The 15,058-nt window shown below is 51.7% G+C and carries 9 protein-coding genes and 1 pseudogene; 8 read left to right on the forward strand and 2 right to left on the reverse strand.

Annotated elements, in window-relative coordinates; translation table 11 throughout:
• Positions 1–253 (reverse strand): annotated as a pseudogene (locus B157_RS0105150) (IS701 family transposase); the annotation flags it as partial.
• Between the two features lie 209 nt (positions 254–462).
• Between B157_RS0105150 and B157_RS0105155 the strand changes: the two are divergent.
• Both B157_RS0105155 and B157_RS0105160 read left to right on the forward strand, forming a co-directional pair.
• Positions 463–1,665, forward strand: coding sequence for a class I SAM-dependent rRNA methyltransferase (locus B157_RS0105155; RefSeq protein ID WP_020602306.1), 1,203 nt, complete (start codon positions 463–465; stop codon positions 1,663–1,665).
• 249 nt (positions 1,666–1,914) lie between these two features.
• Entirely contained in the window at positions 1,915–3,678 is a 1,764-nt protein-coding gene (locus B157_RS0105160) for a pyruvate dehydrogenase complex dihydrolipoamide acetyltransferase (RefSeq protein ID WP_020602307.1), read from the forward strand.
• Between the two features lie 75 nt (positions 3,679–3,753).
• On the opposite strand, the gene trxA is transcribed toward B157_RS0105160, so the two are convergent.
• Positions 3,754–4,098, reverse strand: coding sequence for a thioredoxin (gene trxA / locus B157_RS0105165; RefSeq protein ID WP_020602308.1), 345 nt, complete (start codon positions 4,096–4,098; stop codon positions 3,754–3,756).
• 400 nt (positions 4,099–4,498) lie between these two features.
• Here trxA and B157_RS0105170 point away from each other — a divergent pair, with 400 nt between their 5' ends.
• The 6 genes from B157_RS0105170 (at position 4,499) to B157_RS0105205 (ending at position 14,854) form a co-directional block, all read left to right on the forward strand.
• Positions 4,499–6,622, forward strand: coding sequence for a S9 family peptidase (locus tag B157_RS0105170; RefSeq protein WP_020602309.1), 2,124 nt, complete (start codon positions 4,499–4,501; stop codon positions 6,620–6,622).
• Between the two features lie 44 nt (positions 6,623–6,666).
• Positions 6,667–9,549, forward strand: a complete 2,883-nt coding sequence (locus B157_RS0105175; protein ID WP_020602310.1) for a M14 family zinc carboxypeptidase — start codon at positions 6,667–6,669, stop codon at positions 9,547–9,549.
• Positions 9,550–9,916: 367 nt separating this feature from the next.
• The gene (locus B157_RS0105180; protein ID WP_169521673.1) at positions 9,917–12,202 is read left to right on the forward strand and encodes a PAS domain-containing sensor histidine kinase; all 2,286 of its coding nucleotides are present in this window, start codon (positions 9,917–9,919) and stop codon (positions 12,200–12,202) included.
• A 19-nt stretch (positions 12,203–12,221) separates the two neighbouring features.
• A complete protein-coding gene (locus B157_RS34480) occupies positions 12,222–12,890 on the forward strand; it encodes a GAF domain-containing protein (RefSeq protein WP_020602312.1) in 669 nt (222 codons plus the stop codon).
• Positions 12,891–13,955: 1,065 nt separating this feature from the next.
• Positions 13,956–14,168, forward strand: coding sequence for a helix-turn-helix domain-containing protein (locus tag B157_RS0105200; protein WP_020602315.1), 213 nt, complete (start codon positions 13,956–13,958; stop codon positions 14,166–14,168).
• A gap of 89 nt (positions 14,169–14,257) precedes the next feature.
• The gene (locus B157_RS0105205; RefSeq protein ID WP_169521675.1) at positions 14,258–14,854 is read left to right on the forward strand and encodes a transposase; all 597 of its coding nucleotides are present in this window, start codon (positions 14,258–14,260) and stop codon (positions 14,852–14,854) included.
• The last annotated feature ends 204 nt before the right edge of the window (positions 14,855–15,058 follow it).

A 15,058-nucleotide genomic window follows, 5' to 3' on the forward strand; every position in this document is an offset into this window, starting at 1 on the left:
CTGTTTCCTGACTGTGGGGCTTGTGGACCAGCGAGTCATCAACGATCAGCACGCCGTCTTCAACTTGATGCTTTCGAACTAATGGCTTAACCGTTTTCCAGAGCGTTTGGCCAAGTTGATGAGGATGGCTTAAAAATCGAGTAACATCATCATGGCTAAGCTGGTCATCCATCAGGCGGGCCATGTTGGTAGCTGAAGTTTGGCCGAATGAACTGAGCAGATAGTCTGTATATAAATCAAGGTTCGTTTGCATTACCAAAGATAATTTGTCCACTTAACCACTTTGCGTAACTTCAGTTAGTAAAAAGAATAGTTAACGGATTTAAAACGTAAAGATGTACCTGTTTTGGATGGAAACGGTGGGGAATGGTTTAAAAAGCCTGCTTTGACCTGCTCCCCGTTCTCCTCCATTTCGTCCTTCTTTCCCTTCGGCGTATCTTTGTAGCCTTTTCAAAACTGTGAATGACATTTTCCAAATTATTTCTACAGGCCGGGCGCGATGAGGCTGTGCGTCGGTTCCACCCCTGGGTTTTTTCCCGGGCCATTAGCCGATACGAAGGTGACCTGAATGACGGCGATACCGTGGAGGTATTCGACCAAAAAAGTCGTTATCTAGCCACCGGTCACTACCACAATGGCAGCATCACCGTCCGTATTTTTTCCTTCGGTGCCACAACCGGCGGTCCCGTTACGCCCGATTTAGCCTTCTGGACGCAGAAACTAGCGCAAATCCGCAGCGTCCGGCAGGCTATCATCAGTAATCAGGAACAAACCAACTGTTACCGACTCGTACACGGCGAAGGAGATGGCTGTACCGGCTTAATCATCGATATGTACAATGGAGTCGCCGTGTTGCAGGCACATTCCATCGGGATGCACCGGGAGCGGGAAATCCTGACGGAAGCACTGAAAGCCGTTTTTGGTGATGAACTGAAAGCGGTATATGATAAAAGTGCGGACACCCTTCCCAAGGAGTATGGCGAAACGATGACCAACGGGTACCTGTTTGGCGAGGTGCCCCTGCCGCACCCGGTGCTGGAGAATGGCCATACCTTTTTAATCAACTGGCAAACAGGCCAGAAAACCGGCTTCTTCCTCGACCAGCGCGATAACCGCGCCCTGCTGGCCCGGTATGCTCAGGGCAAAAACGTACTGAACGCCTTCTGCTATTCGGGCGGTTTCTCGGTGTACGCACTTAAAGCGGGGGCAAAGCAGGTTCATTCGGTCGATGTATCGCAGAAAGCGATTGACCTGACCAATCAGAACGTGGCGGCTAATTTTGGGGAAGACGAGACAAGACACGAAGCTTACACCGATGATGTGATGCACTACTTAAAGGCTCATGACCATCAGTACGATGTAGTAGTACTCGACCCACCTGCTTTTGCCAAGAGTCTGAGTGCGCGGCACCGGGCCGTACAGGGCTACAAACGACTCAATGCCGAAGGGTTGCGCCGGGTGGCGAAGGGCGGTATCCTGTTTACGTTTTCGTGCTCGCAGGTAGTGGACCGGGAACTGTTTTATAATACGATTGTGGCAGCGGCCATTGAAGCCGGGCGTCAGGTACGCGTTTTACATCACCTGAGCCAACCGGCCGACCATCCCGTTAATCTGTTCCACCCGGAAGGCGGTTATCTCAAAGGCCTGGTTTTGTGGGTAGAGTGACGACTTACGAATGATGAATAATAAATTGATGTATTATGGATTGGCTGGTCCATAACGCATCATTTATAATTCATCCTTCTTTTTTGCCAGCTTTCCCTTAATTTTGACTCCTGACCCTGGTGGATAGCCGGTTGATTCATAGCAGTCGATACGCGTAGCTGTATTTCCTCCATTAACTTAATGTACAATCTGGTGTTTCTGTTTATAACCGTAATCACCAACCCACAAACATCAAACTCGTAAGCTACTATGGCTGAATTAATCCGAATGCCCAAAATGAGCGACACCATGACTGAAGGAGTCATTGCGGAGTGGCACAAGAAGGTGGGCGATAAAGTTAAATCCGGCGATGTACTGGCCGAAGTCGAAACCGACAAAGCCACCATGGACCTGGAGTCGTACGAAGAAGGTACACTACTCTATATCGGTGTTGAAAAAGGGGCATCCGTACCCGTCGATGGCGTAATGGCCGTTATTGGCGCCGAAGGTGAAGATTATAAAGCCTTACTGAACGGATCGAGCGGAGGCAGTCAGGAAGAGACTCCCGCCGAGCCAAAGCCGGAAGCAGCCGCTCCCAAAGGGGCAGACAGTACCGAAACCACAACTAAATTACCGGACGATAAAGCCGTTTCGGCGGCTCCGGCCGAAAACGTCAATGCCTCGGTGATTCGGATGCCGAAAATGAGTGATACCATGACCGAAGGGGTTATCGTATCCTGGCAGAAGAAAGAAGGTGATACCGTTAAATCGGGCGATGTACTGGCCGAAGTCGAAACCGACAAAGCCACCATGGACCTCGAAGCGTACGAAGAAGGTACATTGCTGTACATCGGCGTAAAAGAAGGCGAGTCCGTTGCGGTTGATGCCGTTATTGCCGTTGTGGGCGAGAAAGGTGCCAACTTCAAAGTACTACTCGATGGCGGACAGCCCGCATTAGCACCGGCTGCGGTTGGAAACGAGGCCGCTACCGGCGAAGGAGGCAGCGCAACGGTTCAGCAAAACCCACAGGCTGACTTACCTGCCGACGCCGACACCGACCTATCCTATGGTGGTGGTAAGGGCGATATTATTGAGTCGAACGGCCGGATGAAAGCGTCGCCCCTGGCCAAACGCATTGCCGAAGAAAAAGGAATCAACCTGACGCAGGTAAAAGGTTCCGGCCCCGAAGGACGCATTGTTAAGAGTGATGTTGAGTCGTTTGTTCCTGGTAAAGCGGCTCCTGCCTCGCAACCCGCAGCCCCGGCGGCTCAGCCTTCAGCGCCTGCACCCCAGCCCGCTGCTTCAGCTCCTCAGCCAGCCGCGTCGGCACCGGCACCATCGGGCGAGTACGAAGACGTTCCGGTTAGCCAGATGCGGAAAACAATTGCCCGCCGGTTGAGCGAAAGCCTGTTTACGGCTCCGCACTTCTACCTGACCATGGAAATCAACATGGACAAGGCTATCGAACTGCGCGGCACCGTAAACGGCATCAGCCCGGTGAAGGTATCGTTCAATGATTTTGTGGTGAAAGCCGCAGCCCTGGCGCTCAAGCAGCACCCGAACGTCAACTCGTCGTGGTTAGGCGATAAAATCCGTAAGTACAAGTACGTAAACATCGGCATTGCCGTAGCGGTAGACGAAGGACTGCTGGTTCCCGTTGTTCGCAACGCCGACCAGAAAACGCTCTCCACCATTTCGGGCGAAGTGAAAGACCTGGCCGGGAAAGCAAAAGACAAAAAACTCCAGCCGAAGGATTGGGAGGGTAGTACGTTCTCGATTTCCAACCTCGGCATGTTCGGTATCGACGAGTTCACGGCTATCATCAACCCACCCGATGCCTGCATTCTGGCCATCGGGTCGATCAAACAATCCGTGAAATTTGAGGAAGTAGATGGCGTACAGGTTGCCAAACCAACGAACATCATGAAAGTAACGCTCTCCTGCGACCACCGCGTAGTGGATGGCGCAACGGGGGCATCGTTCCTCCAAACGGTGAAGCAGTTGCTCGAAGACCCAATGCGGATGCTGGTATAACGCAGACAGCTGGTCCGCGCCACAAAAAAGCCGCTCCGAATATCGGGGCGGCTTTTTTTGTAAAAAACTAACGAATTAAATGGTGGCTGGCTCCATAGCGGCCTGTAGCTTTTGCTCCAGTACATTTTTGGGAACTGCTCCTATTACTTTATCAACTAATTGTCCGTTTTTGAAGACCATTAAGGTTGGGATACTACGAATACCGAATTGGGCTGGAATCTGGGCGTTTTGATCAACGTCCATTTTGGCCACAATGGCACGTCCTTCGTATTCACCGGCGAGTTGCTCAACAACTGGCCCGATCATTTTACAGGGACCGCACCATTCAGCCCAGAAATCTACTAAAACGGGTTTATCGGAATTTATGAGTTCGCTGAAGTTCGCATCGGTCGCTTCTACGGCATGTGATCCTGCTGCCATGAGTGAAATGTGTTTATTAGTTTAACTTGTTTTCAGCTACATAAACCCTTTTTTGCCCGATTAGTTCAAATCAATTCCTATCGGGTGTAGTGCCCGTTCGTAACTGAAATGTCTAAAAAAATAGTCGTAACGTACAGTTTTTTAGTTCATTCCCTCATACAAGTTCACTGTTTTTCTCAGGAAATCACGTTAGTCAATTTCTTAAGAAAACGGTTCACACACCGGCTATTTTTATCTCAAACAACGAGATAAAACAAGAATAACCTCCCTACATCGTACCTGGAAAGAACTGATTTTTAGAATTTTATTCGTACGATGAAGGGAAATAGAAAATAAAATGCTTATTTGAATTTCTCTCTCAATTGACTCAATTACGCTCATTTTCACTTCATCGTAACGCATGAAAACGTTTACATTCCTGTGCCTGATCACGGGCATTCTACTTAGTAAAACCAGCCTGGTACTGGCACAGCCATTCCCGCTGGAAGCCGTCAAAAGCTATCCCTTCCCCAACGAATTAACGAGTGCGGCAACGGGTTCCCGTATTGCGTGGGCACTCAACGAGCAGGGTAAACGGAACGTGTACGTAGCCGAAGGACCGGACTTTACCCCCCGTAAACTCACCCAGTACACTGACGATGACGGCCAGGAAATCACCAGTTTGTCCATTTCTGACAATGGCAAATGGGTGGTCTACGTACGCGGGGGCGACCACGGTTCCAACTGGGATGATGACGTTCCGGTTAACACGCTGTCAGCACCAGTTCCCCCCTCTGTGAAGCTGTGGAGTGTACCTTTTGCCGGTGGCGAACCGAAAGCCCTGGCGGAAGGCGACGCGCCCGTTATTTCGCCCGAAAGCAATCGGGTTGCGTTCATTAAAGGCGGTCAGGTCTGGGTAGCCCCAACGGATGCCTCTTCAGCCGCCAAATTATTCTTTACCGCACGGGGCACCAACGGTGAATTGAACTGGTCGCCGGACGGGTCGAAACTAGCCTTCGTCTGCGACCGGAAAGACCATGCCTTCGTGGGTGTCTTTACCAGCGAAACCACCCCAATTACCTGGATTGCCCCCTCCTTCTCGAAAGACGCATCGCCACGCTGGTCGCCGGATGGGCGTCAGCTTACGTTTGCGCGAACGTCCGGAAGTGGTGGCGCGCCCGACTCCATTCTCGCACGGAGGCACCGGCCCTGGTCTGTCTGGACCGCCGATGTAGCATCGGGTACAGCGACTCAGATCTGGCAGGCTCCCAAAACGCTGGCCGGTTCGGTACCCAGTACGCATGGCGGGTTCAACCTGCACTGGGCAGCCAATAACCGTATTGTATTCCTGTCGTATCAGAATGGCTGGCCGCACCTTTATTCCATTGCGGCCTCCGGCGGGTCACCCCTGCTACTCACTGGCGGTTCGTTCATGGCCGAACACATCACATTGAGCTACGATAAGAAATGGCTGGTATTCAGCGGTAACACGGGCCCTGACAAACTGGACATCGACCGTCGGCATGTGGTTAGGGTTCCCGTTGACAAGGCTGACATGGAGGTATTGACACCCGGTAACGGTCTTGAATGGACGCCCGTGATAACTGGTGACGGGTCTACCGTAGCCATGATTAGTGCCACCGCCCAACGCCCACCTTTACCAACCGTAATGGCATTTACGAAGGGTACGCCGAAGGTGCTAGCCCAAAACCTGATTCCTGCCAGTTTTCCGCTAAAGCAGTTAGTTACCCCCAAACAGGTTATTGTCAAAGCACCGGATGGCACGACGGTACACTGTCAGCTTTTTGAACCACCCGGTAGTTCCGCTAAAAAGCCATCTATCATTTATGTGCATGGTGGTCCGCCACGCCAGATGTTGCTGGGCTGGAATTATTCTGATTACTATGCCAATGCCTACGCCATGAATCAATATCTGGCGAGTCAGGGGTTCGTGGTGCTATCCGTCAATTACCGGCTGGGCATTGGGTACGGCTACGATTTCCATCAACCGGCCAACGGTGGCGCAACGGGCGCTTCTGAATATCAGGACGTACGGGCGGCAGCGGTATGGCTTTCCGGGCAGTCGGAGGTAGACCCGGCCCGCATTGGTATTTATGGCGGTTCGTACGGCGGCTACCTGACGGCACTGGCCCTCGCCAGAGATTCAAAACTGTTCGCAGCTGGTGTGGACATCCACGGCGTACACGACTGGAGCCAGCAACGATCCGCCCTTACGCCAACTGGCCGGTTCGAAAAAGTACCCGATCTGGAAGCCGCGGCAAAAGTCAATTGGGAATCATCGCCCATATCCTCGGTTGATGGCTGGACATCGCCGGTTCTGCTTATTCATGGCGACGACGACCGCAATGTAGCGTTCAGCCAGAGTACGGATTTGGTTCGGCGGCTCGATAAACAGGGCGTACCCATGGAAACGCTGGTTATCGTGAATGACACCCACCATTGGATGAAGCATGCCAACGCGCTGAAAATGGGCAACGCCACAGGCGATTTTTTCCGGCGAAAACTGATGAAACCGAAGCAGTAACATCCCAGTATAAAACAGACCCTACCTGACTAGCCCTGAAAATCATGCTTTTCTTTACAAGGAATCGACTTTCCATTACTGTTATCGGGCTTTTAATCAGCACCGTATCGCTCCGGGCGCAGACACCCGGAACGCTGGATACGGTGTACAACGATAAGATTAAGGAGTACACAACCGACAAACGGTTTCTGCCGGCATCGGTTCTGGACGTACCCGATCATCCGACCATACCATCCCCGCGCAAACATTTTGGGCAAATTATCGGTACGCCTGGTATTATTCATCGGACGCCGGATATCTATGCCTACTACCAGAAACTGGCGCAGACTTCGCCCAACATCACCATACAGCAGGTGAGTACGACCGAAGAAGGTCGCCCGATTCAACTGGTGGCTATTGGCAATGATGACGCCATGAAACGGCTTGACCATTACAAAAAGCAACTCGCGTTACTGGCCGACCCGCGCAAGGCAGGCAATCAGGACCTCGACAAAATTCTGGGCGATACCAAACTGGTGTACTACCTGAACGGGGGACTGCACTCACCCGAAATGGGATCGCCGGAGATGTTGATGGAACTGGCGTACCGGCTGGTTACCAGTCAGTCGCCCGACATAAAGACCATTCGGGACAATATTATCGTGCTCATCAACCCCGTATCGGAACCCGATGGTTGGGATAAGCAGGTGGATTGGTACCATCGCTACACTAAATTCCGCAAAGAATTTGATGATGGTTTTCCTAAATCGCCACCCTACTGGGGCAAGTACATATACCACGACAACAACCGCGACGGGTTGCAGGTATCGCAGGCACTGACTAAAGCCATGTACAAAATCTTTTACGAGTGGCACCCAACGGCGAGCCTCGACCTGCACGAATCCGTACCCCTGCTTTACATCTCGACCGGCACCGGCCCCTACAACGAAACCATCGACCCCATCACCATTGGCGAGTGGCAAACGATGGCCAACCACGACATGACAGCGCTGGCGGCACAGGGAATGCCGGGCGTTTTTACGTGGGCGTTCTACGATGGCTGGTACCCCGGATATGCCCTCTGGATTGCCATCAACCACAATGCGGTGGGCCGGTTTTACGAAACCTTCGGCAATGCGGGTGCCAATACTTACCTGCGCGACCTGTCTGAACAGAAATACGCGGGCGATGCCGTCACCTCGAAGGAATGGTACCGGCCCGATCCGGCCACTCAGAAAGTGTATTGGTCGTACCGGAACGGCATCAACTACATGCAGGCCGGGGTGCTTGCTTCGCTCTCGTACGCAGCCACAAACAGCCGGATGCTGCTGAAGAATTTTTACCAGAAAGGGCTGAACAACATCAAAAAAGGCACGGATGAAAAACCCAAAGCCTTCATTATCCCCAAAAATCAGCGCGACCCGGCAATGACGGCCTACCTCGTCAATCAGTTACGGGCGCAGGCCATTGAGGTGCATAAAGCCGAATCGGGCAAAAACCAGGGCGATTATGTGGTATTGCTCAATCAACCGTATCGGAATCTGGCCGTAACGTTACTAACGAAGCAGAACTACCCGAAAGAAGCCAAGTTTCCGCCCTACGACGACATCGCCTGGACCCTGGGCTATCTGTATGGCGTAGAGGTAAAAGCCGAAGACAGCCTTACCTACGCCACGAGTGATCTCAAACTTATCAGCGATGAGGTGAAGTATGCGGGCACCGTGGTCGGCGACGGCACACAATACGTGCTGAATTACAAGGGTCAGACCAATTTGTTGCCCGCGCTACTGTGGATGAAATCGCAGGGAAAACAGGCTAAAGCCGTGGTGTTGGATACCAAAGCTGCCTTTGCGGGACTGAAAGACACATTGGCGGCTGGTGCTGTGGTATTTTCCGGGTTGACGGCCAGTCAGTCGAAGACCTTAACCACGCAGTTCGGACTCGATCTGCTGGCCACAAAAGCCAGTCCTGCCGGTATAGGCTCACCCCTGCAACAACATGACGTAAACCTGCCCCGCGTAGCCATTTACCACAGTTGGTTCAATACACAGGACGAAGGCTGGGCGCGCTACACGTTCGAGCAACGCGGCATTCCCTATACCTCCATCAACAAAGACCAACTCAAAACGGGCGACCTGCGAAAAAAATTCGATGTTATTCTGATTCCCCGGATGCGCGGTTCCGCTACCAACTTCATCCACGAAATAGACGCACGCTACGGCCCCCTCCCCTACACCAAAACGCCCGAGTTCCCCTCCCACGGTTTCCCCGACGCCACCACCGACATTACCGGTGGTCCCGGTTTTGAGGGAGTCGACAACCTGAAAAAATTCGTGGAAGCAGGCGGGGTACTCATCACGCTGGATAACTCCTCCCTGATGATTGCCGAAACGGGCATCGTCCGAGACCTGGAACCGGTCAGTGCGCCAACCCTGTTTCATCCGGGTTCCATTGTGCAGGTGAAAAACCGGCAACCCAACAACCCAATTATGTATGGCTTCCCCGAAACGTTTGGCATTTTTCGGGGTATTGCGCCCCTGCTGCAAACCAGACTCTCTAACCGCGACATGATGCTGATGCAATACGGCACCAAACCACTCAAAGACGAAGAGGTCTACAAGGGAGCCATCCTGGGCATGCCCGACAAAAAATCGGAAAAGGAAGCGGCAAAACCGGCTATTCCGAAAAAGGAAGACCCCTATGTGCTGTCGGGCATGGTCCGAAATGAGCAGACCATTATTGGGCATGGAGCCATCTTCAACATGCCGGTTGGGGCTGGGAGGGTCATTGCCTTTACCTTCGACCCGTTGCACCGGTACCTGAATCACCACGATGCCCCGCTGGTGTGGAACATCCTCATCAACTGGAATCACCTGGAAACACCCGCCAATCCAGCCACGACAGAAGCCGTCACGAAGCCAGATAGCAAAGCAGGAGGAGGCAGGTAAACGAAGCTTTCAGCCATAAGAACCACACTACGGTAAGCGGTAGTCATCCCTGCATGGGCAAAGGAAAGCGGCCATTTTTACGCCGGACAGGTAGACTATTAGCCATCCACCGCCGGCAGAACCCCGTTTAGACCCGTCTGCCGGGCGAGGTAACCAATCAATCGGATTCAGGTATTTATTAGGAAGTGATGAACCCCTGCATTTATATTTGACCGGTAAGCGGATCTGGTCCGAACGTACGCGGGCTGCGGGGCCAGGAACCGCTGTACCTACAACCAAAACCCGACTTGTTCCACTCCCTGTTCAACAGGTTATGCGCTGGCAAGTCGGTTATATTTCGGTTAATTTGCCTTCATTTTTACGGGGTATGGACTTTAGAGCTTTTGAAGCAACGCCGGGCATTCGCGTTATTGTGCTGCCGGATGCCCCGGTTTATACCCATGTAGCGGCAAGCGATGACTTTATCCGCGTGTCGGGGCTGAATCGGAACGAGGTCATTGGAAACGGATATTTCGACGTTTTAAAGAAAACTCCCTTTAAACCCGACTGCGCCCGTGAGCAGCAGTTACGGGCTTCGTTTGCCTACGTAATGGCGCATAAGCAACCCCACGAAATACCCACCCAGCGCTGTGCGGTCATGACGCAGGATTGTGCGCTCCATGATCGATACTGGAACATTCAGCATGAGCCCCTGCTGGATGAGGAGGCCACCCTCACCGGCATTATTCACACCGCTGTTGATGTGACGGAGCAGGTACAGCGGGATCAGCATAGTAAACAGACCATCGACTTTTTACTCGACAATGCGCCGGTTGGCATGGTGATCTGCGAAGCCATGCGTGATCCGGCGGGCCTGATCACCGACTTTTACCCGAAGCACATCAACCGGCAGTATTACCAGCTAACGGGGTTCAGCCCGGAGGAATTGAAAACGGGTACCTTACAAACCATTCTTCAGGCACTGGGCAGTTCACCCGTTTTTAGCACGATTGTCGATGTGGTTGAACAGGGAACCACCCTGGTTCGGGAGCAGTTTATTGCCCGAACGGCCCGGTGGCTGTCCGTTGCCTTCGCCAGACTGAATGATGGGATTCAGGTCACGCTCACCGACATTACGGAGCTAAAGAAGTCACAACTAGCTCTGCATCAGGAGGTAGCCTTTTCCAGAGGTATCCTGAATGCTTCCCTGAATGGGATCTACGTACTGACCGCCATTCGGGAGCCCGATGGCACCGTCAGCGATTTCTCCTTCATTCAGGTCAACCAGAAATTCGCCGAACTTACGGGCTATCCTGTGGCTGATTTGCCGGGCAAATCGCTGGTCGAGCTGTTTCCGCATACCCGGTCGGGTGGTCTCTTTACCAAACTGTGTCAGGTTGTCAACGGCGAGTCGATTACTCCTCAGGTGATGTACCACGCCAAATCCTTTGACCGCTGGTACGACTACATGGTTGTTCGGCTGGCCAACAACGACGTGGTGGTAACGTTTCAGGAAATTACCCGGCAGCGCGAGTTTGCCATCCTGGTGGAACAGCAGAAAAACATGCTGGACAGCATCCTGAATCACTCGCCCAACGGCATAACGCTTTATGCCGCGATTCGGGACGACAAGGGTATCATTCAGGATTTCCGCTGCATTGTCACGAATCAGGCGGCCGAAACCTTTACGCAGGTTCCCAGGGAAGAACGATTGCGCCGAACGGTGCTGGAAATTGTGCCTGATCTTAAGGAGAGTGCTCTGTTCAGACAGGCCGTTTCCATCATGGAAACGGGCGAGGCCTTTCAGTCGCAATACTACCACACACCCATTGACAGGTGGCTGGAGTTATCAATCGTCCGGATGGACGAGAACCACCTGATCAATGTATTCACGGATGTGACCACCACCAAGCAGGCCCAGCTCCAACTGGAGCAGTCGATTGTGGAGTTAAAGCGGTCAAATGAAGAACTCAAGCAATTTGCCTACGTAGCTTCCCACGACCTGCAGGAGCCCGTCCGGAAAATCCGTATGTTCAACAGCCTCATGGCTCAGTACGCAGAGCCGGGCAGTGAGATGAGCCGGTACATCAGCAAGGTGGAGCATTCGACCATCCGGATGACGGGTTTGATCAAGAGTCTTCTCGATTATTCAAGCCTTTCGCAGGACAGGCAGCGCTTTTCGGATGTAGACCTCAATACCATACTGGAAAATGTGCTCTCGGATTTCGAAGTGCTGATCACCCAGAAGCAGGCGGTTATTCACCATGATCCCCTGCCCATGCTGGAAGCGATTCCCTTACAGATGAATCAGCTTTTTTTCAACCTGATCGGCAACGCACTAAAATTCAGCCGCAAGGGCATACCGCCCATTATCTGCGTAAAAGCGGTTCCGCTGCCGGAAGACCGGAAACTGACGTTTCCGGTCCTGCAAAAGCACCAGGACTACATGGAGATAACGGTTCAGGATAACGGTATTGGTTTTAATCAGGAATACGCCAGCAAGATTTTTACAATTTTCCAGCAATTGAACGACCGGAGTTTATTTGACGGGTACGGCATTGGTCTGGGTCTTTGCAAAAAAGTAGCCGATACCCATAAAGGAGTTATTTTTGCAGCCGGTGAACCCAAAGAGGGGGCTATCTTTACAATACTGCTCCCGCGTAAACAACGTTAATACCTAAACGAACAAGCGAATGACAACCCTGGACATGCCGGTGAATGAGTGTGACCGGCTGGAGGCCCTCCGGCGATACAACATCCTGGATACTCCGCGCGATGGCAGTTTCGACCGGATCACCAAACTGGCGGCTACGCTGTTTAATGTTCCCATTGCCATTATCAGTTTAGTCGATACAGATCGAATCTGGTTTAAATCGCATTATGGCCTGTCCATCAACCAGATTGGCCGGGACCCCGGTTTATGCGCATCGGCCATCCTGTCGAGCGAGGTGTATGTCATTGGCGACGCCTGTAAAGACCCCCGGTCCCTGACGAACCCACTGGTTGCGGGCGAATTTGGCCTTCGTTTTTATGCAGCCATGCCCCTCCAAACGGAAGACAATTACAATTTAGGCACGTTATGCATCATTGATAAAGTACCCCGAACCCTGTCGGCCGACGAACGGGATATACTCACCCAACTGGCGCAGGTTGTCATGGATGAGATGGAACTCCGGCTGTCCTTACGGAATACGGTAGCCAGCGTGAAGCAGCTATCGTCCGACATGGCCTACCACCTGAACGAAACGATCAATTTTGCAAAATCGACTTCTGCTAATCCAGAAAATGATCCGATGTTGACGTACCTGAATGCCTCCCGCATATTTTTACTGAATATCGAAGACCAGCTGGACCTGTTATAACGGGTATTCTTAATCGAACGCCCGGCGCGGGCGTACCCCCATTTTTGATCCGACTAACTTTTGCCGCGATACGGACGGCAATTTCCCCGGACTCTGTCTATTGAAGGCCCGCCTGACGGATTCGCGAATCCGTCAGGCGGGCCTCTGCACGGCTGTCCACAGCCCGAAACCCATCGAAGAATTTGCTGATCCTGGTTTTGCAGCCAGGCAACCCGAAATAGCGAAACTCCCTATCAAGCAGAGCATTAACTGTCCGTTCATCGGTTTGGTAGCCCATGGCCATAACTAACACATACGGCTTTAGCCCAGACGGAATCAGGTATACCTGTACCTGAAAATACCCGCCAATTTTACCGCGACTGAAACCATCAGTAAGCCTGATATGAAAGTAGGAGGCAAGGGAGGTTGGCCTTCCTTATGATTACAATACACCGTTAGCTCATTGGTTTTGGCAGCATCAGGAAAAATGCATTTATTTGGCAGCAGACAAACGCGGCTATTGGTTCCGAAATAAACCTGTCGCGGAACTAAAAGTAGCTGATAATCAACAGGAAGTAGTTCCGCGAAATCGCGCACAATAATATGTTGGGTGCGAGTCCATAAAGTGCTTGCGGGGTGGACTTCGGTTGACAGGCAGCGCGGCTCGGAGGATAAGGTTAGGCTTCCATTTTCGGGTTTCGGCTGACAAGGTGAACGCCCCGTTTGGGTAAATTCAATAAACGGTTCAGAATAATCAATCTATTTAAAAAAGTTGATGGACATAACTTTTGACAGAAACAAAGTAGTTATCGCTGATAAATCACACTACTCAGTAGTGTCACAACTTCGTTATCTCGCTTATTCTAAGTCCAAATCGTTTGAAGTTGTTGACCAAGATGCGCTCAAAGATTACTGTGATTGGTCCGACACGGATGAGTGCGGACTGGTGCTTCTTGCATTGGACAAGAGCAACGAAGCTATTTGTACTTTAAGAGGTAATGTTTACTTCTCGCAAAAAGACTTATAGAGTTTTCGACAACGAATTAGAATCGCTATCTTGAAAAAAGCTAAAACGAACGTTGACCTATGCGGGTAGATGACGCTGAACTGCTAGATGAAGTACTGGACGAGACCGTCGATTACAGCCCCGACTTGAAGGCGTTGGTACTTCGAATGATCCACCAACAGAAGGGAAATATGGAAGCCGTAGCCACCCAAACAGGCTTGCCCCTTTCTACCCTTTACAAATGGTTGAACCGCTGGAATCAGCAGCAAAAAGACCTAAAAAAAAAGAGTTGATCAGCCGGCGAGGGAAAGGGGGTGGGGCCAGTCTACAGGTTGAAGAATCAGTTTGGGAGGCTTGGCGTAGCCATCTCCAAAGGCAACCTGTGCAACATTGGACGGCAGAGGAGTTAGCAGGAATCTTTGTCGAAATGGGCGGGATTCGCTACTGCTCCAGCCATTGGTGCCAGCTATTGCGCCAACGGGAAGGGATGTACTTTTACAAACCGCGTCCGCGTGATTATCGTCGGTCAGACGATGCGCCGGAGCAGTTAGCCGACCGGATTGAGGCCACCTTTGACGCTTTGCAAGCGATGGGTTATAATTTAGAGCGAGTAGGGTGGGGTTTTGCTGATGAAACGGCGGCTCAATTACACAGTAATAACACGCGGTTTTGGGCCTTCGAGCCGGGCTTGAGTCGGGTGGTGAATACTGACCGGGGTAGTCAGAGTTTCTTTGGATTTTACGGCATTAATGCCTGTAGTTATCTGACAGCATTGAGCAATGGAAAAATGGAGAGCATCAAAACCGCTCTTTTGGCGGTGAAAGCGGCCCAGACAGATTGTGATGCGTTAGTGGTGTTTTGGGATAACGCTTCGACTCACAAGGCATTAGAAACGTGGGGTTGGGAACGGCGTATTTTCTTTGTTTGGATTCCGCCTTACAGCCCTGAGTGGTCCGCCACCGCGGTTGAACCCGATTGAGAAGCTCTGGAAAAGCAGTAAACGTTGGGTTAACCAGCATCAATTTGTCAAACAACTCGATGAGTTAGTGAAGCACTTTGCGAGCGGTTTTGATCAAGTAAAAGACCAGCTATCATTTGCGGCTAGTTGGTGGGACCAGTACCAAAATCAGCTTTCTTGGTATAGTTCTATCTTTAATTCTGATACGTCAGCGTAAAGTCTATA

This window comes from Spirosoma spitsbergense DSM 19989, from assembly GCF_000374085.1.
GTDB lineage: Bacteria > Bacteroidota > Bacteroidia > Cytophagales > Spirosomataceae > Spirosoma > Spirosoma spitsbergense.

What these genes read in the sequence shown, in the direction of transcription:
- B157_RS0105200 (WP_020602315.1), top strand. Translation starts at nt 13,956, where the DNA reads ATGCGGGTAGATGACGCTGAACTGCTAGATGAAGTACTGGACGAGACC.
- trxA (WP_020602308.1), bottom strand. Translation starts at nt 4,098, where the DNA reads ATGGCAGCAGGATCACATGCCGTAGAAGCGACCGATGCGAACTTCAGC.
- B157_RS0105155 (WP_020602306.1), top strand. Translation starts at nt 463, where the DNA reads ATGACATTTTCCAAATTATTTCTACAGGCCGGGCGCGATGAGGCTGTG.
- B157_RS34480 (WP_020602312.1), top strand. Translation starts at nt 12,222, where the DNA reads ATGACAACCCTGGACATGCCGGTGAATGAGTGTGACCGGCTGGAGGCC.
- B157_RS0105175 (WP_020602310.1), top strand. Translation starts at nt 6,667, where the DNA reads ATGCTTTTCTTTACAAGGAATCGACTTTCCATTACTGTTATCGGGCTT.
- B157_RS0105170 (WP_020602309.1), top strand. Translation starts at nt 4,499, where the DNA reads ATGAAAACGTTTACATTCCTGTGCCTGATCACGGGCATTCTACTTAGT.
- B157_RS0105180 (WP_169521673.1), top strand. Translation starts at nt 9,917, where the DNA reads ATGGACTTTAGAGCTTTTGAAGCAACGCCGGGCATTCGCGTTATTGTG.
- B157_RS0105160 (WP_020602307.1), top strand. Translation starts at nt 1,915, where the DNA reads ATGGCTGAATTAATCCGAATGCCCAAAATGAGCGACACCATGACTGAA.